Raw genomic sequence first — 19,218 nt, forward strand, 5'->3', positions numbered from 1 at the left:
CCCGGGAACACTCCGGGAGGGCCCTGTGGCGGGGCTGTGGGGTGCGGTGTCCTACCAGATCGCCTCGACCCACTCCGGGTGGTCGATGAACGGGTTGCGGTTGTGCTGGTAGGTGTCGTAGATGACCTGGTTGCGCTTCTCCTCGAAGGCGCTCGGCGGGTCCGCCTCGTTCCACGCCTTGAGGACGGAGAGCTTGCCCATGTACGGGTTGCTGCCGTTGTTGACCTTCTCGTTGGGCTCGAGGTCGGCGAAGCCGTCGCCGCCGTCGTAGCGGACCGCCATGTAGAGGATCATGCGGGCCACGTCGCCCTTGTCGGCGTCGCGCGGCTCGAAGGAGTCGGAGTCGACCTTGCTGCCGCCGCCGTTGGTGACCGCGCTGCCGCCGTTGTCGAAGTCCAGGTTGCCGCGGGTGCTGTTGATCTGTACGTCGGCGGGGCGCAGGTGGTGCAGGTCGGTGCCGGGGCCGATCGACTCGCCGAAGTCGCCGTGGGACTTGGCCCAGGTGTGCTCACGGTTCCAGTCGCCGACGTCACCGCCGTTGAGGGACTTGCTGCGCGAGACACCGCTGTACAGCAGGATGACGTTGCTGCTGTTGTTCGGGTCCTGGTCGGTGACCTTCAGCGCGTCCCAGACCGCGGAGTACGAGATCTTCGAGACGCCGGTGCTGATGATGGTGTGGAGGGACGACTTCAGGCTCGTACCCGTCTTGCCCACCGCGTTCTTGTAGTACGTCGAGTCGTACGCCGTCGTCGTCGCCGCGGCGGGGGTCGCGGTGAGCGCGGGCACGGTGAGGCCGACCAGGACGGCAGCGGTGCCAAGCGCCACCGACTTCCATCGGTGGATGCGTGTCGCCAGCATGTGGGGTGTCCGATCTACGCGGGTTGATGGGGGCGGCAATCGGGAGCGTGACATGGACATGCGGCCGTGTAAATGGACTGTGCGTGTCCATTCGGTGACCTGAAACGGCAAATCGCCTCTCATCTACGCGAGTTGACTCTGTGCGAACCTACGAAAACGGCCCCTGACGGGACGTCAGGGGCCGTTTGGTGCCGTACCGCTCAGCTCATGTCAGCTCACGTCGGACGGGTCCAGCCGGTAGACCGAGGAACTGGAGGAGCCGGAGGAGCCGGAGGAGCCGGACGTGCTCGACGAGGTGGAGCTGTACTCGCTCTCCTCCACCGCCGTCCCGTGCTTCTGCACCCACGTCGTCAGCTCCTGGTTCTGGCTGTTGTTGCCGCCCATCCCCATGCCGCCGCCGAGCTGGATGTAGTGCAGCTCGCCCTTCTTCACCAGCTCCTTGAGCCTGGCCAGGGTCATCGCGTTGTCCGAGCCGGTGAAGCCGAACATCGAGATGACGGGCTTGCCGGTGCTCAGGATCATCTGGCCCGCGCTCTGCGAGTTGGACACCGCGATCAGCCATGTGGCGCCGTCCTGGTGCTTCTCCAGGTACGAGACGAGCCCGCTGTCGGCGCCGCCCATGCCGCCGCCGCCCATGCCGCCGCCCATGCCGCCCCCACCGGGACCACCGCTGCTGCCGCCGGGCGCGCCGCCCGAAGCCGAGCCGCTCTCGCCGCCGGCCTGGCCGCCGCCGGGGAACTCCCCGTTCACGCCGCCCTGCTGGCCGCCCTGACCGTTCTGGCCGCCGCTCGGCGCGCCGCTGGGAGCGCCGCCGCCCTGGGGAAGCTCGCCGTTGCCGCCGCCGGGGAACTCGCCGCCCGCCTGGCCGCCGCCCTGCTGGGTGCCGCCCGGCATCTGCCCGCCGGGACCGCCGCTGCCGCCGCCGAAGCCGCCCCGGCCGCCACCGCCGCCGGGACCGCCCATGCCGCCCCCGGTGGACGGGCCCGCGGTCGGGTTGGTGCCGCCCATCATGCCGCTGGAGCTGCCGAACGCGGGCGAGGCCGCGTACGCCGTGGGACCGGCGAGGGCCGCCACGACCGCCGCGGCGACGGACGCGCCGAGCAGCCGCAGCCGGGTGCCGGAGCTCGCGGAGCGCAGCAGGAACAGACCCACGATCGCGAGGACCATGAGGACACCGACGACCGGCCACAGCCAGGTGTTCCAGCCGGTGGCCCGGCGCAGCAGCACGATCGCCCAGACAGCGGTGACCGCCAGCCCGGCCGGCAGCACCCACGACCAGCGGGCGTCACCGCCGCGGAAGGCGCGCCACAGCATGACACCGCCGCCGCCGGTGAGCGCCGCGATGCCCGGGGCGAGCGCGGTCGTGTAGTAGGGGTGCATGGTGCCCTCGGCGAGGGCGAAGGTGAAGTAGTGCAGCACGGTCCAGCCGCCCCACAGGACCAGCGCGGCCCGCGTCAGGTCGGTGCGCGGGGCGCGCCCGCACAGCACGAGTCCGGCGACGAGCGCGATGCCCGAGAAGGGGATCAGCCAGGAGATCTGGCCGCCGAGGATGTCGTTGAACATCCGCCCGATGCCCGCCGTTCCGGCGAAGGTGCCGCCTCCGCCGCCACCGCCGCCGCCGTTGCCCTCACCGCCGAGGACGCGCCCCAGGCCGTTGTAGCCCATGATCAGGTCCCAGGCGCTGCCGTCGGTCGAACCGCCGATGTAGGGCCGGTCGTCGGCGGGCACGAGGGACACGGCGGTCGCCCACCAGAAGCTGGAGACGGCGAGCGCCACGGCCGCGAGGGCCAGGTTGACGGCCTTCTTCTTCCAGCCCGGCTTCGAGGCGTACACGTACACGGCGAAGACGGCCGGCAGGGCGATGTAGCCCTGGAGCATCTTGGTGTTGAACGCCAGGCCGAAGCACACCGCCGAGCCGATGAGCGGCAGCAGCCGGTCGTCGCGCGTGGCGCGCAGCGCGAGCGCCCCGCCGGCCACCATCAGCAGGACGAGGATGGTGTCGGGGTTGTTGTCGCGGTTGATGGCGACGGTGATGGGGGTCAGGGCGAGCACGAGCGCCGCGATCGTGGCGGCCACATGCCCGAACACCCGCTTCACGGAGGAGTGCAGGATCCAGATCGTGCCGAGCGCCGCCCCGATCTCCGGCGCCATCATCTGCCAGGTGCCGAAACCGAGGATCCGACAGGACAGGCCCATGATCATGAGCGCGAACGGCGGCTTGTCGACGGTGATGAAGTTCCCTGCGTCGAGCGAGCCGAAGAACCACGCCTCCCAGCTCTTCGTACCGCTGTAGACGGCGGCGCTGTAGAAGCTGTTGAGGCTGTTGCCCGACAGGTTCCAGCCGTAGAGCACCGCCGCCAGGACCAGGATCGCGATGAGCGCGGGCAGCGACCAGCGCGGTGCCTTGTCCGGTGGGGGCGCCGCGGGGGCCGTCTCGGACGGCGTCGGCGGCGGCCGGTCGGGGGACACGGTCGGGGGCGTGGGGAGTGGGTCGGTGGCAGATGTCACCCTTCGCATGCTGTACGTCAGTTGTGGGCGGCCGCTGTGCCGGACCTGGCCGCAGCCTGTGAAGACTCACAGGGGCCGGTAACGGGTTGCCCACGCTTTGCCCAATCCTCGCGACTCGTACAACCATTCGCCCGAACTGGTGAGTCAACTGGGCATGACTCACCGGACTCCCAGACGCAGAAGGGTGCTGGCAGCCACCGCCCTCGGCACCGGCGTCCTCATCACCGGCGTGGCCACCGCCGCGCCCGCCACGGCCGTGACGCCCACCGTCAGCTGTACGTCCAGCAAGGCGGCGCTGGCCTCCAAGCTGAAGAGGGACATCACGGCGGCCCTCGCCAACCGCAAGGGCACCGTCGCGGTCGGGCTCTACGACCGCTCCACCAAGACGACCTGCACCCTGCGGGCCTCCACCGCCTACGACTCCGCCAGCGTCGTCAAGGTGACCGTCCTCGCGACCCTGCTGTGGGACGCGCAGAAGACGAACCGGGCGCTCACCAGCACCGAGAAGTCCCTCGCCACCAAGATGATCACCCAGTCGGACAACACCTCCACCTCCACCCTGTGGAGGCAGCTCGGCATGACGAAGATCAAGGGCTTCCTGGCCGCCGCCGGGATGACCCAGACCAAGCCGGGCGCGGACGGCTACTGGGGCCTGACCCAGATCACGGTGACCGACGAGCAGAAGCTGCTCAAACTGGTCACCGCCTCGAACACGGTCCTCACCACCGCCTCGCGCACCTACATCAGCACACTGATGGGCAAGGTCATCTCCTCGCAGCGCTGGGGCACCCCCTACGGCCGGCCCTCGAACGTCACCTGGCACGTCAAGAACGGCTGGCTCTCCCGGGCCACGCACGGCTGGCGCGTCCACAGCGTCGGCACCTTCAAGGGCGGCGGCCACGACTACATGATCACCGTCCTCACCCAGGACAACAGCACCATGAACTACGGCATCACGACCATCCAGGGCGTCGCCAAGGTCATCCACAAGGACCTCGCCGCGTCCTAGTGCCGCGGCACCGGACCAGCTCTTCAACGGCTCGCCCCCCGCGCGTCACCGACCCGTCCTACGGTGACGTCCATGCGCCTGCGAACCGTACTCGCCACCCTCACCGCCGGCCTGGCGGCGGCCGCCACCCTCACCGCCGCCGGGCCCGCGCACGCCGACACCCCGGTGAACCACGCCTGTTCGCCCACGGTCCTTCTGGACCGCTTCTCGGACGTCCTCGACAAGACGACGTACGACGGCACCTTCGTCGGGAACTTCTCCGCCCTCGCGCTCGACCGGGACGGCTCCCTCGCCGCCCTCTCCGACCGCTCCTCCCTCTTCGGCCTGGACGCCCGCACCCTCGCCCCGGAGAAGGTCGTCCCGCTCGCCGACGAGAACGGCGCCGCCCTCGACTCCGAGGGCCTGGTGATCGACGGGGACGGCACCCGGCTGATCACCTCCGAGACCGAGCCGTCCGTCCGCCGCTACAGCGCCGACGGCGAGATCCTCGACCGCCTCCCGGTCCCCGCCTCCCTCCTCGTCTCCCCGGCCGGCCGCGCCACCGCCAACCAGACCTTCGAGGGCCTGACCCTGATGAACGGCGGCCGCACCCTCCTCGCGTCGATGGAGTACGCGCTCTCCGGCGACACCGCGGGGATCGTCCGCTTCCAGACCTGGCAGCGCACGAAGGGCGACCACTTCAGGCTGTCGGCCCAGTACGCCTACCGCACCGACGCCCCGTTCCTCGGCGTCCCCGAGGTCCAGGCCCTCCCCGACGGCCGCCTCCTCGTCCTGGAGCGCGGCTTCACCTCGGGCGTCGGCAACACGGTCCGCCTCTACCTGGCCGACCCCCGCCACGCCGCGGACACGAGCGGTGTCGCCACGCTCACCGGCCAGGACGGTGTCCGCCTGGTCGAGAAGACCCTCCTCACCGACCTCGTGACCTGCCCGTCACTGGGCGCGACCGCGAGGCAGCCCCAGCCGAACCCCCTCCTGGACAACATCGAGGGCATGGTCGTCACGGGTCACGCGAAGGGCCGCCTGAAGGTCCTCCTGGTCAGCGACGACAACCAGAACGCCGTACAGACCACGCGCTTCCTCCACCTGCGGGTACGCGTCTGACCACCCGCTCGGTTTGTTGCGGCGGGATGAAATCCACGGCCGCCGACGTTGGTGCCTTGCGGTAGATCGGCGAAGCGGAAGGCACCGGCGTGAGCGGAAAACAGGGTTGGGCACGGCGGCTGGCCGGATACGCCTGGCGGTATCCGAAGGACGTCGTGCTGGCCCTCGGCTCCTCCCTCGCCGGCATGGCCGTGATGGCCCTCGTCCCCCTGGTCACCAAGGTGATCATCGACGACGTCATCGGCGCCCACACCCGCGACATGGCCCCCTGGGCGGGTCTGCTGATCGTCGCCGCGCTGCTCGTCTACGTCTCGACCTACGTCCGCCGCTACTACGGCGGCCGCCTCGCCCTGGACGTCCAGCACGACCTCCGCACGGAGATGTTCCGGACGATCACCCGCCTCGACGGCCGCCGTCAGGACGAACTGTCCACGGGCCAGGTCGTCGGCCGGGCCACCAGCGACCTCCAGCTGATCCAGGGCCTGCTGTTCATGCTCCCGATGACCATCGGGAACCTCGCCCTCTTCGTGATCTCCCTCGTGGTGATGGCCTGGCTGTCGCTGCCCCTCACCCTGGTCGCCCTCGCGGTCGCCCCGGCCCTGTGGTGGATCGCCAAGCGCAGCCGCAGCCGTCTGCACCCCGCCACCTGGTACGCCCAGGCCCAGGCGGCGGCCGTCGCGGGCGTGGTCGACGGGGCCGTCAGCGGCGTACGCGTGGTGAAGGGCTTCGGGCAGGAGGAGCAGGAGACCGGCAAGCTCCGCGAGGTCGGCCGCCGGCTGTTCGCGGGACGCCTGCGCACCATCCGGCTGAACTCCCGCTACACCCCCGCCCTCCAGGCCGTCCCCGCCCTCGGCCAGGTCGCGATGCTGGCGCTCGGCGGCTGGCTCGCCGTACGCGGTCACATCACGCTCGGTACGTTCGTCGCCTTCTCCACCTACCTCGCCCAGCTCGTCGGCCCGGTCCGCATGCTGGCGATGGTCCTCACCGTCGGCCAGCAGGCCCGCGCCGGCACCGAGCGCGTCCTGGAGCTGATCGACACCGAGCCGTCGATGACGGACGGCACCAAGGAACTGCCCGCCGACGCGCCCGCGACCGTCGAGTTCGACGACGTCTCCTTCGGCTACGAAGCCGGCCGTCCGGTCCTCGACGGCCTCAGCTTCGAGATCCGCCCGGGGGAGACCCTCGCGGTCGTCGGCTCCTCCGGCTCCGGCAAGTCGACGGTCTCCCTGCTCCTGCCGCGCTTCTACGACGTGACGCACGGCGCCGTCCTGATCGGCGGCCACGACGTCCGCGAGCTGACCCAGGACTCGCTGCGGGCCGCGATCGGCCTGGTCCCGGAGGACTCCTTCCTCTTCTCCGACACCGTCCGCGCGAACATCGCGTACGGCCGCCCCGACGCGACCGACGAGCAGATCGAGGAAGCCGCCCGGGCCGCCCAGGCCGACCGGTTCATCGCCGAGCTGCCCGAGGGGTACGCCACCACGGTCGGTGAGCACGGACTGACCCTGTCCGGCGGCCAGCGCCAGCGCGTCGCCCTCGCCCGCGCGATCCTCACCGACCCGCGGCTGCTGGTCCTCGACGACGCGACCTCGGCGGTGGACGCGGCCGTCGAGCACGAGATCCACGAGGCGCTCAAGCAGGTCATGCAGGGCCGTACGACCCTCCTGATCGCCCACCGCCGCTCCACCCTCAACCTCGCCGACCGCATCGCCGTCCTCGACGCCGGCCGGCTCGCCGACCTCGGCACCCACGAGGAGCTCCAGGAGCGCTCGGCGCTGTACCGGCGCCTGCTCACCGACCCGGACGAGCTGGGCGGCGTCTCGCCCGGCCACCTCCGGCGGGCCGACGAGAGCGCCGAGGACACGTCCGTACGGGAGGAGCTGGACGCCGAGTTCGACGCCGAGCGCGGGGTCACGCCCCGGCTGTGGACCGGTGACCGCGAGCCTAAGGACACCGCGCTGACGGGCATGCCGGCCACGCCCGAGCTGCTCGCCCAGGTGGAGGCGCTGCCGCCCGCCGCCGACACCCCGGACGTGGACGAGTCCCGCGCGGTCACCCCCGAGGAGTCGTACGGCCTGCGCCGGCTGCTGCGCGGCTTCGGCGCCCCGCTGCTGATCAGCCTCGGTCTGGTGGCGGTGGACGCCGGGATGAGCCTGCTGCTGCCGATCATGATCCGGCACGGCATCGACGACGGCGTCAGTCGGCTCGCGACCGGCGCGGTCTGGACGGCGTCGCTGCTCGCCCTGCTCGCGGTGGCCGTGCAGTGGGCGGCCCAGACCGGCGAGACCCGGATGACCGGCCGCACCGGTGAACGCGTCCTCTACAGCCTCCGGCTGAAGATCTTCGCCCAGCTCCAGCGCCTCGGGCTCGACTACTACGAGCGCGAGCTGACCGGCCGGATCATGACAAGGATGACGACGGACGTCGACGCCCTCTCCACCTTCCTCCAGACCGGCCTGGTCACGGCCTTCGTCTCGGTGGTCACCTTCTTCGGGATCATGGTCGCCCTGCTGGTGATCGACGTCGAGCTGGCCCTGATCGTCTTCGCGACGCTGCCGCCGCTGATCGTCGCCACGTACTTCTTCCGCAAGGCGAGCGTGAAGGCGTACGAGCTGGCCCGTGAGCGGGTGTCGGTGGTCAACGCCGACCTCCAGGAGTCGGTGTCCGGGCTGCGGATCGTGCAGGCCTTCCGGCGTGAGCGGGACGGCGGGGCGCGGTTCGCCGAGCGCAGCGAAAGCTACCGCCAGGCCCGGATCCGGGGACAGTGGCTGATCTCGATCTACTTCCCCTTCGTGCAACTGCTGTCGTCCGCGGCCGCCGCGGCCGTGCTGATCGCGGGCGCGGGCCGGGTGGACGCCGCGACCCTGACGACCGGCGCCCTGGTCGCCTACCTGCTCTACATCGACCTGTTCTTCGCGCCCGTGCAGCAGCTGTCCCAGGTCTTCGACGGCTACCAGCAGGCGACCGTCTCCCTGGGCCGGATCCAGGAGCTGCTGCGGGAGCCGGCCTCCACGCGGCCGGCCGAGGAGCCGCTCCAGGTCCCGTCCCTGCGGGGCGAGATCGCCTTCGAGGACGTGCGCTTCGCATACGGCGCGCAGGAGGAGGCGCTCGGCGGCATCGACCTGCGCGTCCCCGCCGGGCAGACGGTCGCCTTCGTCGGCGAGACGGGCGCCGGGAAGTCGACCCTGGTCAAGCTGGTGGCCCGGTTCTACGACCCCACCGGCGGCCGGGTCACGGTCGACGGCACCGATCTGCGCTCCCTGGACATCACCGCGTACCGCCACCGGCTCGGGGTCGTCCCCCAGGAGGCGTACCTCTTCCCCGGCACCGTCCGGGACGCGATCGCCTACGGCCGCCCGGAGGCCACGGACGCCGAGGTCGAGGCGGCCGCGCGGGCGGTCGGCGCCCACGAGATGATTGCCACCCTCGACGGCGGCTATCTGCACGAGGTCGCCGAACGCGGCCGCAACCTCTCCGCCGGTCAGCGGCAGCTCATCGCCCTGGCCCGCGCGGAGCTGGTCGACCCGGACATCCTGCTCCTCGACGAGGCCACCGCCGCCCTGGACCTGGCGACGGAGGCCCAGGTCAACCAGGCCACCGACCGCCTTGCGGGCCGCCGTACCACGCTGGTCGTCGCCCACCGCCTGACCACGGCCGCCCGCGCGGACCGGGTGGTCGTCATGGACCACGGCCGGGTCGTGGAGGACGGCACCCACGACGAGCTGCTCGCCCTCGACGGACGCTACGCCCGCCTGTGGCGGACCTTCGTCGGCGCGGCCGAGCCGGAGGAGCCCGTCGGCGCGTCCCGCTGACGGCCGTGCAACCTCCGGGGGGTCCCGGGCGTCCGTACATCAGTACGGCAAGCGCGTGTTCGGCACGTGGGTGTACGGCATCGCGTACGGCGAACGTGGGAGGGGTCGGGGACCGTGGGCAGAGACGCGCGGGGTGGGCCGGGCAAACCGGGGGCGCTGAGGCGACGGCTGGCGGTCGGGATGGCCCTGCTGACCGCCTCGGGGCTGCTCGCGCTCGCGGCGCCGGGCGAGGCCGGGGCCGCGTCCTCACGCTGCGAGGGGCGCAAGGTGAGGACCCTGACCTTCACCACCGGCTATGTGAACGTCTACAAGCACAACGGCACCATCTGCGCCATGACCTTCCAGAAGAACCCCGGCAGGGACCGGCGGATGACGGTCAGCGTGCAGGCGCGCGGTCTCGTCCCGGTACCCGCCGCGGGGGTGCGCCCCCGCAGCATCGGACCGGTGCAGACCCACGCCGGACACCGCTGCGTACGGGTGAAGGGCTCCGTCGGCGCCGGCTCGGTCAGCACGGGCTGGATCCTCTGCTGACCCCAGCGCTTGCCCCTTCGGCCCCAACGCCCCCTGGTGCGACGGGTGTTGACCCGGATAGCTTCCGGATCACATCTGTCTCACAGGGAAGGGTGCACGCGCATGCGCAAGGCGCTCAGATGGCTGCTGGCCCTCACCGTGCTCATAGGCACGCTGAGTACGGCGGGGGCGGCCACCGCCTCCCCCATTCTCGGCTTCGCTCGAACGGGGGGACCCCCACCGCCGGAGCCCACGGACATCAAGGACCGACTCCTCTCCGTCCCGGGCATGAGCCTGGTCCAGGAGAAGCCGTATCCGGGCTACCGCTACTTCGTCCTGAACTACACCCAGCCGGTCGACCACCGGCACCCGTCCGCCGGCACCTTCCAGCAGCGGATCACCGTGCTGCACAAGGACGTCAGCCGCCCCACGGTCTTCTACACCGGCGGCTACAACGTCTCCACCACCCCCAGCCGTCGTGAGCCGACCCAGATCGTCGACGGCAACCAGGTCTCCATGGAATACCGCTTCTTCACCCCGTCCCGTCCCGACCCCGCCGACTGGTCCAAGCTGGACATCTGGCAGGCGGCGAGCGACCAGCACCGCATCTTCGCGGCGCTGAAGAAGATCTACCCCGAGAACTGGATCTCCACGGGCGGCTCCAAGGGCGGTATGACCGCGACGTACTACGAGCGTTTCTACCCCCAGGACATGGACGGCGTGGTGGCCTACGTCGCCCCCAACGACGTCGTGAACGACGAGGACTCGGCCTACGACCGCTTCTTCGCCACCGTCGGCACCAAGGAGTGCCGCGACCGTCTGAACGCGGTGCAGCGCGAGGCACTGGTGCGCCGCGCGCCGCTGGAGAAGAAGTACGAGGCCTACGCGGCGGAGAACGGCTACACGTTCACCACCATCGGCAGCCTGGACCGCGCCTACGAGGCCGTCGTCCTGGACTACGTCTGGGGCTTCTGGCAGTACAGCCTGCTCGCGGACTGCGACACGATCCCCGCGGACGCGGCCACCGCCACCGACGACGAGATCTGGACGTCCATCGACACGATCTCCGGCTTCTCCTTCTACACGGACCAGGGCCTGGAGCCGTACACCCCGTACTACTACCAGGCGGGCACCCAGCTCGGCGCGCCCACCATCCACTTCCCGCACATCGAGAAGAAGTACATCCGCTACGGCTACCAGCCCCCGCGCAACTTCGTCCCGCGCTCGATCCCGATGACGTTCGAGCCCCGGGCCATGCGCGACGTCGACACCTGGGTGGAGCACCACGCCCACCACATGCTCTTCGTCTACGGCCAGAACGACCCCTGGGGCGCGGAACGCTTCCGCCTGGGCAAGGGCGCCGAGGACTCCTACGTCTTCACGGCCCCCGGCCTGAACCACGGGGCGAACGTGGCGGGCCTGACGGCCGACCAGAAGACCCTCGCCACGGCCCGCATCCTCTCCTGGGCGGGCGTCTCGGCCTCCGCCGTCACCGCGGGGAAGCCACTGGCGACGTTCGACTCGAAGCTGGACGTCCGGGACGTGGAACGGGAGCCGACCTTGCGTCCCTGACCTGACGCACTCAGTACGTCAGTCCGTGCCCCAGGGGATACAGCACCCGTGCCGGGTCGTCCGCCCGTTGGACCGGCACCGGGAGCCGTCCCTGCGGCCGGGCCGCCCCCGCGATCACCCGGGCGGCGGCGCGCAGTTCGACGTCGGTCCAGGAGTAGGCGGCCAGGAAGGCCGGGACGGACGGCAGTTGGGCGACGTCGTACGGGTTGCGCACGGCGACGGCCACCACCGGGCGGCCGGTCGCCGTCAGCCGTTCGACCAGGGTGCGCTGGGGGCTCGCGGCGGTGACGTTGTACGTCGAGACGACCACCGCGTCCGCCGCGCCCGCCGCCGTCACCGCCCGCTCGATCGTGTCGGCGGACGGGTCCGTCCCGGTGGACAGCGCCGTCGCCGTGAAACCGAGGGCCGTGAGGGCGTCGGCCAGGACGGTGGTGGGCGGGCCCGTGGTGCCGGAGGGGGAGGCCGGGTCGGCGCCCAGGACGAGGAGCCGGGGGTGCGCGCGGGGTGAGAGGGGGAGCAGCGGGCCCTCGTTGACCAGCAGGGTGGTCGTCCGTACGGCGATCCGGTCGGCCTCGGCCAGATGGCCGGGCCGGCCCACCACCCGGCCGACGGCGTCGGGGTCGGCGTACGGCTCGGCCGGCAGCCCCAGCTTCTCCTTCAGCCGCAGGATCCGCAGCACCGACGCGTCGAGCCGCTCCTCGGTGAGTTCCCCGTCCTGGACGGCCTTCAGGACCGCGCCGTGCGCGAGGGCGAGGTCGGGCGGGTCGAGGAGCTGGTCGACGCCCGCCTTGAGGGCGAGCACCGGCACCCGGTCGTCGCCGTACCGGGTGCGGACGCCCGCCATGCCGAGGGCGTCGGTGACCACGACCCCGTCGTAGCCGAGGCGTTCGCGCAGGATGCCGGTGAGGATGGGGCGCGAGAGGGTGGCCGGGTCGCCCGAGTCGTCGAGGGCGGGGACCAGCAGGTGGCCCGTCATGATCGAGTCGACTCCGGCCGCGATCGCCGCGCGGAAGGGGGCCGCGTCCAGCCGCTCCCAGACCTCGCGGGTGTGGGTGATGACCGGGAAGCCGGTGTGGCTGTCGACGGCGGTGTCCCCGTGCCCCGGGAAGTGCTTGACGGTGGCCGCGACCCCGGACTCCTGACAGCCCCGCACCTCCTCGGCGACCAGGGCGGCCACCGCCTCCGGGTCGGCGCCGAACGAGCGGACGCCGATGACCGGGTTGGCCGGGTTCACGTTCACGTCGGCCACGGGGGAGTAGTTCTGCCGGACGCCCATCGCCCGCAGTTCGAGCCCGGCGATCCGGCCGAGGGCGCGCGCGTCGGCCGGATCGCCACCCGCCCCGAGGGCCATCGCGCCGAGGGCCATCGCGCCGGGGAAGAGGGTGGCCGGTCTGCCGATCCGGCAGACGATTCCGTGCTCCTGGTCGGTGGAGATCAGCACGGGCACACCGCGCGGCTGCCCGAGCGCGGCGCGCTGGATGCCGTTGGACAGCTCGGCGATCTGGCGCGGGTCGCGGGTGTTGTGCGCCCAGGTGAAGTAGATGATCCCGCCCACGTGGTACTTCGCGACCAGCTCGGCGGCGGTGCGGACGCCGAGTTCCGTGAGGTTGGCGTCGGCGTCGGCCGGGTCGGGCTCGGTCGCCGAGTGGCCGTACACCCGGGCCACGAAGAGCTGGCCGACCTTCTCCGCCAGGGTCATCCGGGACAGCAGGGCGGCCGGGCGGCCGTCGTCCGCCCGGGCCGTACCGCCGACGGCGAGCGCGGCGGTGACGCCCGCGCCGGCGGCGAGGACGGAACGTCGGGAGGGCATGGGCGCGCTCCTTCACGGGGTGGGGGGAGGGCTGGGGCGCACGCTACCCGCGGTGGCGCCGCCATCGGCGCATTGGAAGGGGGCGCGCCGACGACGGCCCGGCCGTCGGCCGCGGTGCGGTGAAGAGGGCGGGCCGACGATCCGGCGGGCGGCGAGGGCCGACACCGCGCCGGGGATACTCCTCCGGCGGCTCGCGGCCTGGACGGGCGGTGAGCGGTACGGGTTCCCGGCACCGCGCGGATGTCCGCACGCCTGGGCGCGCGGGCGCCTCTGCGACGGCCCGGCGGGCCGTCACGTGCCGCGCAGGCCGTGCCGGTCCGCCCACGCGGACAGCGCCGCCGCGATCTCGGCCGGCCGGTCCTCCGTGGCGTGGTGTCCGGCGGGGCCGCAGGCCACCGTCTCCAGCGCGGCGATGTTCCGGGCGCACCAGTCGGCGGTCTCCGGCCCGACGAGCAGGGTGGGCGAGCCCTCGAAGGTGAGCAGCAGCTTCGGCACGTCCTCGCTCTTCGCGAGCCAGGCGTCGTACGCCTCGATCCGTGCGACGAGTTCGGCCGGTTCGCCGCCGAGCGGCATCTGCCGGGCCCAGGACAGCAGCGGGCGGCGGCTCTCCCGGGTGGGGTACGGCGCGAGGTAGGCCGCCAGATCGGCCGGGGAGGCCGGGGTGAGCACGCCGCCGGAGTAGGCCTGCCGTACGAAGAGGTTCTCGTCGAGCATCGCCTCGCCGGCCTCAGACCGGATGGTCTCCGCGCGCCGTCGGGCCTGTGGCGTCAGCTCGTCCCAGGCCAGCGGCTTGACGAAGGTCTCGAAGAAGGCGATCCCGCGCACCCGTTCCGGGTGCCGCGCGGCCCAGTCGAAGGCGAGGGCGCCGCCCCAGTCGTGGCCGACCAGCACCACCCGGTCCAGGCCGAGCGCGTCGCACCAGGCGTCGAGGTGACGGGCGTGGTCGTCGAAGCGGTACGCGAGGTCGGGCTTGCCGGAACGGCCCATGCCGATGAGGTCGGGGGCGAGGAGGCGGCCCGCGCCGATGCCGGGCAGGACATGGCGCCAGGTGTGCGAGGAGGAGGGGTTGCCGTGGAGGAACACGAAGGCGGTCTCGCCGGCCTGCGCGCCGGCCTGCGCGCCGGTCTCCTCGTGGTGGAGGAACGAGTCGAGCACGGGTGTCGTGGGCATGCTTGATACCGTACATGGATATTATGTCCATGGCTACTATCTCAGGGGTGCGGGTGGCTCAGTGGGCCGACACCTGCGGCCACCACTCCCGCAGCACCCGCACCGTCTCCGCGATCGCCGGCCGCCGGGCCGCCCCCGCGCGCCACACCGCGTACAGCCGGCGTACGGGGATCGGGTCGAGCGGGACCTCCACCACCCCCGCCGGCAGCGGGCCCCGGCCGAGCCGGGGGATCAGGGCGACGCCGAGGCCGGCGGCGACCAGGGCGACCAGGGTCGGGTTCTCCTCGGCGGTGTGGACGACGTCCGGCTCGTGGCCCGCCGCGCGCAGGGTGCGCACCAGCCAGTCGTGGCAGACCCTGCCGGGCGGCTGGCAGACCCACCGCTCGCCGCCCAGCTCCTCCCGCCGTACGCCCGTACGCCCGGCGAACGGGTGGTCCCCGGGGACCAGCAGGTCGCACAGGTCGTCCCCGATCACCGCCTGCTCCACGCCGGCCGGCGCCGGCAGCGGGGCGATGTCCCAGTCGTGCGCGACGGCCAGGTCCACCGCGCCCTTGGCGACCAGGTCCACGGACAGATGCGGGTCGACCTCGGCGAGCCGGGCGTCCAGGGCGGGATGCGCGCGGGCCAGCTCGGCGAGGACGGGGGGCAGCAGCCCGCGGGCCGCCGACGGGAACGCGACGACGTCCAGCCGTCCGCTCGGCACCCCGCGCCGCTCCTCCAGCTCGGTCTCGGCGCGCTCCACGATCGCCAGCAGCTCCCTGGCCGTGGCGGCGAGCTGGAGCGCCTCGTCGGTGAGCCGGATGCCCCGCCCCTCCCGTTCGAGGAGGACGGTCCGGGTCTCCCGCTCCAGCTTGGCGATCTGCTGGGACACGGCCGAGGGGGTGTAGCCGAGCGCGGCGGCCGCGGCGCCCACGGTGCCGTGCACCGAGACGGCGTGCAGGGCGCGGAGGCGCTGGAGGTCGAGCACGAGAGGTCCAATCGGTAGCGTTGCTTCATCCGACGATGCAGTAATCATCGCTGGTGCTTCACGGTCCGGACGGGTGATCCTCGACGCATGCGACCCGCCCACCTCTCCCTCGCCGTGCTCGTCGCCGCCGTCTGGGGCGTCAACTTCACCGTCGTCGAGATCGGCCTCGGCCACTTCCCGCCGCTGCTCTTCTCGGCCCTGCGCTTCCTGATGGCCGCCCTGCCCGCGGTGTTCCTCGTCGGCCGTCCCACGGTGGCGTGGAAGTGGATCGTGGCGGTGGGCCTGGTGCTGGGCGTGGCGAAGTTCGGCCTGCTGTTCGTCGGCATGGACGCGGGCATGCCGGCCGGCCTGTCCTCCCTGGTCCTCCAGATCCAGTCGGTGTTCACGGCGGCCGTCGCCTTCGCCGTCCTCGGCGAACGCCCCACCCGGCTGCGGCTGCTCGGCATGGCCGTGGCCCTCGCGGGCATCGGCGCGGCGGCGGTGGACGAGGGGGGCTCCGGCCCGCTCGGCGCGTTCGTGCTGGTCGTCGCGGCCGCCGCCTGCTGGGGCGTCTCCAACGTCCTCACCCGCAAGGCCTCCCCGCCCGACTCCCTGAACTTCATGGTCTGGGTGAGCACGGTCCCGGTCCTGCCCCTGCTGGCCCTCTCCCTCCTCACGGAGGGCCCCCGCCGGGACTACGACGCCCTGCGCGCCCTCGACTGGCAGGGCGCCGGCACGGTCCTCTACGTCGCCTGGGTCACCACGGTCTTCGGCTTCGGCGCCTGGGGCCGGCTCCTGCGCCACCATCCCGCCTCCACCGTCGCGCCGTTCTCCCTCCTGGTCCCCGTCTTCGGCATGTCGTCGGCGGCCCTGTTCCTCGGCGAGCCGGTGAGCGGCCTGCGCTGGTGCGCGGCGGCCCTCCTGGTGGGCGGCGTGGCCCTGACCTCACTGGCACCGGCCAGGACCTCCCCCGTACCCGCCCCGACACCCGCCCCGACACCCGCCCCGACACCCGTCCATCTCGTGGACTTGCCCCCGTCGCAGGGGGTGCGCACGGGATCATGAGGGCATGGCCCTCGTCCACATCCCCGGTTCCAAGTCCATCACCGCCCGTGCCCTGTTCCTCGCGGCCGCCGCCGACGGTGTCACCACCCTTCAGCGGCCCCTGCGTTCGGACGACACGGAGGGCTTCGCCGAAGGGCTGGCCCGGCTCGGCTACCGCGTCGGCCGCACCCCGGACAGCTGGCAGGTCGACGGCCGCCCCCAGGGCCCCGCCGTCCCCGAGGCCGACGTCTACTGCCGGGACGGCGCGACGACCGCCCGCTTCCTGCCCGCCCTCGCCGCCGCCGGCCACGGCACCTACCGCTTCGACGCCTCGCCCCAGATGCGCCGCCGCCCGCTGCTCCCGCTCACCCGCGCCCTGCGCGACCTCGGCGTGGACCTGCGGCACGAGGAGGCGGAGGGCCACCACCCGCTCACCGTCACCGCGCACGGCGTCGAGGGCGGCGAGGTGGTGCTGGACGCCGGCCAGTCCTCCCAGTACCTGACCGCCCTCCTGCTGCTCGGCCCGCTCACCCGCACCGGGCTGCGCATCACCGTCACCGACCTGGTCTCCGTGCCGTACGTGGAGATCACCCTCGCGATGATGCGGTCCTTCGGCGTGGAGGTCGGCCGCGAGGGCAGCACGTACGTCGTCCCGCCGGGCGGCTACCGCGCCACCACGTACGCGATCGAACCCGACGCCTCCACCTCCAGTTACTTCTTCGCCGCGGCCGCGCTCACCGGCGGCGAGGTCACCGTGGCCGGCCTCGGCGAGGGCGCGCTCCAGGGCGACCTGGGCTTCGTGGAGGTGCTGCGCCGGATGGGCGCGCAGGTGGAGATCGGCGCGGACCGCACGACGGTGCGCGGCACCGGCCAACTCCACGGCATCACCGTCACCATGCGGGACATCTCCGACACCATGCCGACCCTCGCCGCGATCGCCCCCTTCGCCTCGGGACCGGTGCGCATCGAGGACGTCGCCAACACCCGCGTCAAGGAGTGCGACCGCCTCGACGCCTGCGCGGAGAACCTGCGCCGGCTGGGCGTGGACGTGGCGACCGGCGAGGACTGGATCGAGATCCGGCCGGGGGTGCCGAGCGGCGCGGAGATCAAGACGTACGGCGACCACCGCATCGTCATGTCCTTCGCGGTGACCGGACTGCGCACCCCCGGAATCTCGTTCGACGACCCGGGCTGCGTCCGCAAGACTTTCCCGGGTTTCCACGAGGCGTTCGCGCGGTTGAAGGGGGAGATCGTCGGGTGAGTTACGTTCTGCGGGGGCCGGTGCTCCAGGGCACGCTGGTGCGGCTGGAGCCGCTGGAGCAGAGGCACGCGGCGGAGCTGGCGGTGGCGGCGGAGGAGAACCGGGGGTCGTACGCGTTCACCTGGGTGCCGAGGGCCCATGAGGTCGACGCGTACATCGACGCCCAGCTCGCCCGCGCCGCCACGGGCAGTCTCGCGCCCTACGCGCAGGTGTCCCTCGCCGACGGGCGGGTGGTCGGCGCCACCGCGTACTGGGAGCCGCGCTGCTGGCGCGCGGAGGACCGGATGGACGCCGTGGAGGTCGGCTTCACCTGGCTCGCGGCCTCCGCGCAGGGCACCGGGGTGAACGCGGAGGCCAAACTGCTCCTGTTCCGTCACGCCTTCGAGGAGTGGGGCGTCTCCCGCGTCGACCTCAAGACCGACGCCCGCAACGACCGCTCCCGCGCCGCCATCGAGAGCGTGGGCGCCCGTTTCGAGGGAGTCCTGCGCAACTGGTCCCGCTCCTGGGCCCCCGGGGAGGACGGTCGACTCCGCGACTCCGCGATCTTCGCGATCACGGCGGAGGAATGGCCCGAGCGGCGGGAGGCACTACAGCGACGGGTGGCGGGCTTCCGGACGGCGACCGCCGCCCGGTGACGGTGCCCCGGATCAGCTGAGGGCGGCCGCAGCAGCCCGCAGCTCCTCCCGTACGGCACCCAGCACGGGATCCCGCTCCGCCCCCGCCCGTACGGCGACGAAGACGTTCCGCGACGGGGGCTCGCCCTCGGCGGGGCGCAGGGCGAGCGCGCGCCGGACATGGACGGAGTGCACCAGCCGGGGCACGAGCGCCACCCCCGCGCCCGCCTCCACCAGGGCGGTCACGGCGGCCCAGTCGTCGACGGCGTGCCGGACGTCGGGGGTGAAACCGGCCGCCGCGCAGACGGAACGGGTGACCGCGCCGCAGCAGCTCGCCGCGTCGCCGACGATCCACGCCTCCCTGGCCAGCTCCCGCAGCGGCACCTCGGCGCGCTCCGCGAGGGGATGGCCGGGCGGGAGGGCCACGTCGAGGATGTCGGTGAGGAGGTCCTCACGGCTGTAGCGGGGGTCGGTGTGCGGAGGCACGGCGGCGAAGTCGACCGCCACGGCGACATCGAACTGCCCGGCGTCGAGCGCGGTGAACAGATCCGGCGGCTGGGCCTCGACGACATCCACCCGCAGGTGCGGCAGCCGCTCGCGCAGGCCGCGCAGTGCCGTGGGCAGCAGCCCCAGGACGGCGCTGGAGAAGCAGCCGACGGTCACCGTGCCCCGGCCGCCCTCGGAGTACGCCGCGAGATCGGCACGGGCCCGCTCGAGCTGGGCGGCGATGACGTCGGCGTGGGCGAGGAGGACCCGGGCCTGGCCGGTGAGCCGTACGCCCCTGCCGTCGCGTTCGGTGAGGGGGGCGCCCAGGTCGCGGGCGAGGGTGGCGAGTTGCTGGGAGATCGCCGAGGGGGTGAGGTGCAGGGCCTGGGCGGTCCGCGCGAGGCTGCCGCGGCGCTGGAGTTCGCGCAGGACGGTGAGGCGGCGCAGATCGAAAGTGAAGGCGTTGCTTAACGGTTCCACCACAGAAGATTAACTGGACCTGCCTGATGCGGAAGGC

The 19,218-nt window shown here is 72.5% G+C and carries 14 protein-coding genes; 8 read left to right on the top strand and 6 right to left on the bottom strand.

The window, feature by feature from the left end; genetic code table 11:
• Positions 1 to 51: 51 nt before the first annotated feature.
• The gene (locus tag AQJ64_RS19860) at positions 52 to 858 is read right to left on the bottom strand and encodes an endonuclease I family protein (protein WP_059202821.1); all 807 of its coding nucleotides are present in this window, start codon (positions 856 to 858) and stop codon (positions 52 to 54) included.
• A 210-nt stretch (positions 859 to 1,068) separates the two neighbouring features.
• On the bottom strand, positions 1,069 to 3,366 hold the full coding sequence (locus tag AQJ64_RS19865; RefSeq protein WP_059202822.1) for a mannosyltransferase YkcB-related protein: 2,298 nt from the start codon (positions 3,364 to 3,366) through the stop codon (positions 1,069 to 1,071).
• Between the two features lie 154 nt (positions 3,367 to 3,520).
• On the opposite strand from AQJ64_RS19865, the gene AQJ64_RS19870 reads away from it, so the two are divergent.
• The 5 genes from AQJ64_RS19870 (at position 3,521) to AQJ64_RS19890 (ending at position 11,370) form a co-directional block, all read left to right on the top strand.
• Positions 3,521 to 4,375, top strand: a complete 855-nt coding sequence (locus AQJ64_RS19870) for a serine hydrolase (RefSeq protein WP_055631920.1) — start codon at positions 3,521 to 3,523, stop codon at positions 4,373 to 4,375.
• A gap of 72 nt (positions 4,376 to 4,447) precedes the next feature.
• Positions 4,448 to 5,476, top strand: coding sequence for an esterase-like activity of phytase family protein (locus tag AQJ64_RS19875; protein ID WP_055631921.1), 1,029 nt, complete (start codon positions 4,448 to 4,450; stop codon positions 5,474 to 5,476).
• 89 nt (positions 5,477 to 5,565) lie between these two features.
• Complete coding sequence (locus AQJ64_RS19880; protein WP_099053871.1) at positions 5,566 to 9,288, top strand: ABC transporter ATP-binding protein; 3,723 nt, start codon at positions 5,566 to 5,568, stop codon at positions 9,286 to 9,288.
• A 180-nt stretch (positions 9,289 to 9,468) separates the two neighbouring features.
• On the top strand, positions 9,469 to 9,819 hold the full coding sequence (locus AQJ64_RS19885) for a hypothetical protein (RefSeq protein WP_206189613.1): 351 nt from the start codon (positions 9,469 to 9,471) through the stop codon (positions 9,817 to 9,819).
• A gap of 102 nt (positions 9,820 to 9,921) precedes the next feature.
• On the top strand, positions 9,922 to 11,370 hold the full coding sequence (locus AQJ64_RS19890; protein WP_055631923.1) for a S28 family serine protease: 1,449 nt from the start codon (positions 9,922 to 9,924) through the stop codon (positions 11,368 to 11,370).
• 10 nt (positions 11,371 to 11,380) lie between these two features.
• Here the strand turns inward: AQJ64_RS19890 and AQJ64_RS19895 are convergent, their stop codons facing one another.
• From AQJ64_RS19895 to AQJ64_RS19905, 3 genes are all read right to left on the bottom strand, one after another.
• The gene (locus AQJ64_RS19895; protein ID WP_055631924.1) at positions 11,381 to 13,180 is read right to left on the bottom strand and encodes a glycoside hydrolase family 3 protein; all 1,800 of its coding nucleotides are present in this window, start codon (positions 13,178 to 13,180) and stop codon (positions 11,381 to 11,383) included.
• A gap of 291 nt (positions 13,181 to 13,471) precedes the next feature.
• Positions 13,472 to 14,350 (bottom strand): haloalkane dehalogenase, encoded by an 879-nt coding sequence (locus AQJ64_RS19900; RefSeq protein ID WP_055631925.1) that lies wholly within the window; start codon positions 14,348 to 14,350, stop codon positions 13,472 to 13,474.
• Positions 14,351 to 14,408: 58 nt separating this feature from the next.
• Positions 14,409 to 15,317 carry a LysR family transcriptional regulator gene (locus tag AQJ64_RS19905; protein WP_055631926.1) on the bottom strand — a complete coding sequence of 303 codons (909 nt, stop codon included), beginning with the start codon at positions 15,315 to 15,317 and terminating at the stop codon, positions 14,409 to 14,411.
• 87 nt (positions 15,318 to 15,404) lie between these two features.
• Here AQJ64_RS19905 and AQJ64_RS19910 point away from each other — a divergent pair, with 87 nt between their 5' ends.
• The 3 genes from AQJ64_RS19910 to AQJ64_RS19920 are packed head-to-tail and all read left to right on the top strand — an operon-like array spanning position 15,405 to position 18,236.
• Positions 15,405 to 16,361 (top strand): EamA family transporter, encoded by a 957-nt coding sequence (locus tag AQJ64_RS19910; protein ID WP_059202823.1) that lies wholly within the window; start codon positions 15,405 to 15,407, stop codon positions 16,359 to 16,361.
• A gap of 4 nt (positions 16,362 to 16,365) precedes the next feature.
• Positions 16,366 to 17,601, top strand: coding sequence for a 3-phosphoshikimate 1-carboxyvinyltransferase (aroA, locus tag AQJ64_RS19915; RefSeq protein ID WP_059202824.1), 1,236 nt, complete (start codon positions 16,366 to 16,368; stop codon positions 17,599 to 17,601).
• Positions 17,598 to 18,236, top strand: coding sequence for a GNAT family N-acetyltransferase (locus AQJ64_RS19920; protein WP_055637222.1), 639 nt, complete (start codon positions 17,598 to 17,600; stop codon positions 18,234 to 18,236). Before aroA ends, AQJ64_RS19920 begins: the two co-directional genes overlap by 4 nt.
• A 12-nt stretch (positions 18,237 to 18,248) precedes the next feature.
• Here AQJ64_RS19920 and AQJ64_RS19925 read toward each other — a convergent pair whose 3' ends face one another.
• A complete protein-coding gene (locus tag AQJ64_RS19925) occupies positions 18,249 to 19,181 on the bottom strand; it encodes a LysR family transcriptional regulator (protein ID WP_055637221.1) in 933 nt (310 codons plus the stop codon).
• Positions 19,182 to 19,218 lie beyond the last annotated feature (37 nt).

The organism is Streptomyces griseoruber, from assembly GCF_001514205.1.
In the GTDB taxonomy this organism is placed as follows: domain Bacteria; phylum Actinomycetota; class Actinomycetes; order Streptomycetales; family Streptomycetaceae; genus Streptomyces; species Streptomyces griseoruber.

Coding starts and splice junctions, on each gene's coding strand:
- AQJ64_RS19910 (WP_059202823.1), top strand. CDS start 15,405: ATGCGACCCGCCCACCTCTCCCTCGCCGTGCTCGTCGCCGCCGTCTGG.
- AQJ64_RS19895 (WP_055631924.1), bottom strand. CDS start 13,180: ATGCCCTCCCGACGTTCCGTCCTCGCCGCCGGCGCGGGCGTCACCGCC.
- AQJ64_RS19890 (WP_055631923.1), top strand. CDS start 9,922: ATGCGCAAGGCGCTCAGATGGCTGCTGGCCCTCACCGTGCTCATAGGC.
- AQJ64_RS19870 (WP_055631920.1), top strand. CDS start 3,521: ATGACTCACCGGACTCCCAGACGCAGAAGGGTGCTGGCAGCCACCGCC.
- AQJ64_RS19875 (WP_055631921.1), top strand. CDS start 4,448: ATGCGCCTGCGAACCGTACTCGCCACCCTCACCGCCGGCCTGGCGGCG.
- AQJ64_RS19860 (WP_059202821.1), bottom strand. CDS start 858: ATGCTGGCGACACGCATCCACCGATGGAAGTCGGTGGCGCTTGGCACC.
- AQJ64_RS19900 (WP_055631925.1), bottom strand. CDS start 14,350: ATGCCCACGACACCCGTGCTCGACTCGTTCCTCCACCACGAGGAGACC.
- AQJ64_RS19885 (WP_206189613.1), top strand. CDS start 9,469: ATGGCCCTGCTGACCGCCTCGGGGCTGCTCGCGCTCGCGGCGCCGGGC.
- aroA (WP_059202824.1), top strand. CDS start 16,366: ATGGCCCTCGTCCACATCCCCGGTTCCAAGTCCATCACCGCCCGTGCC.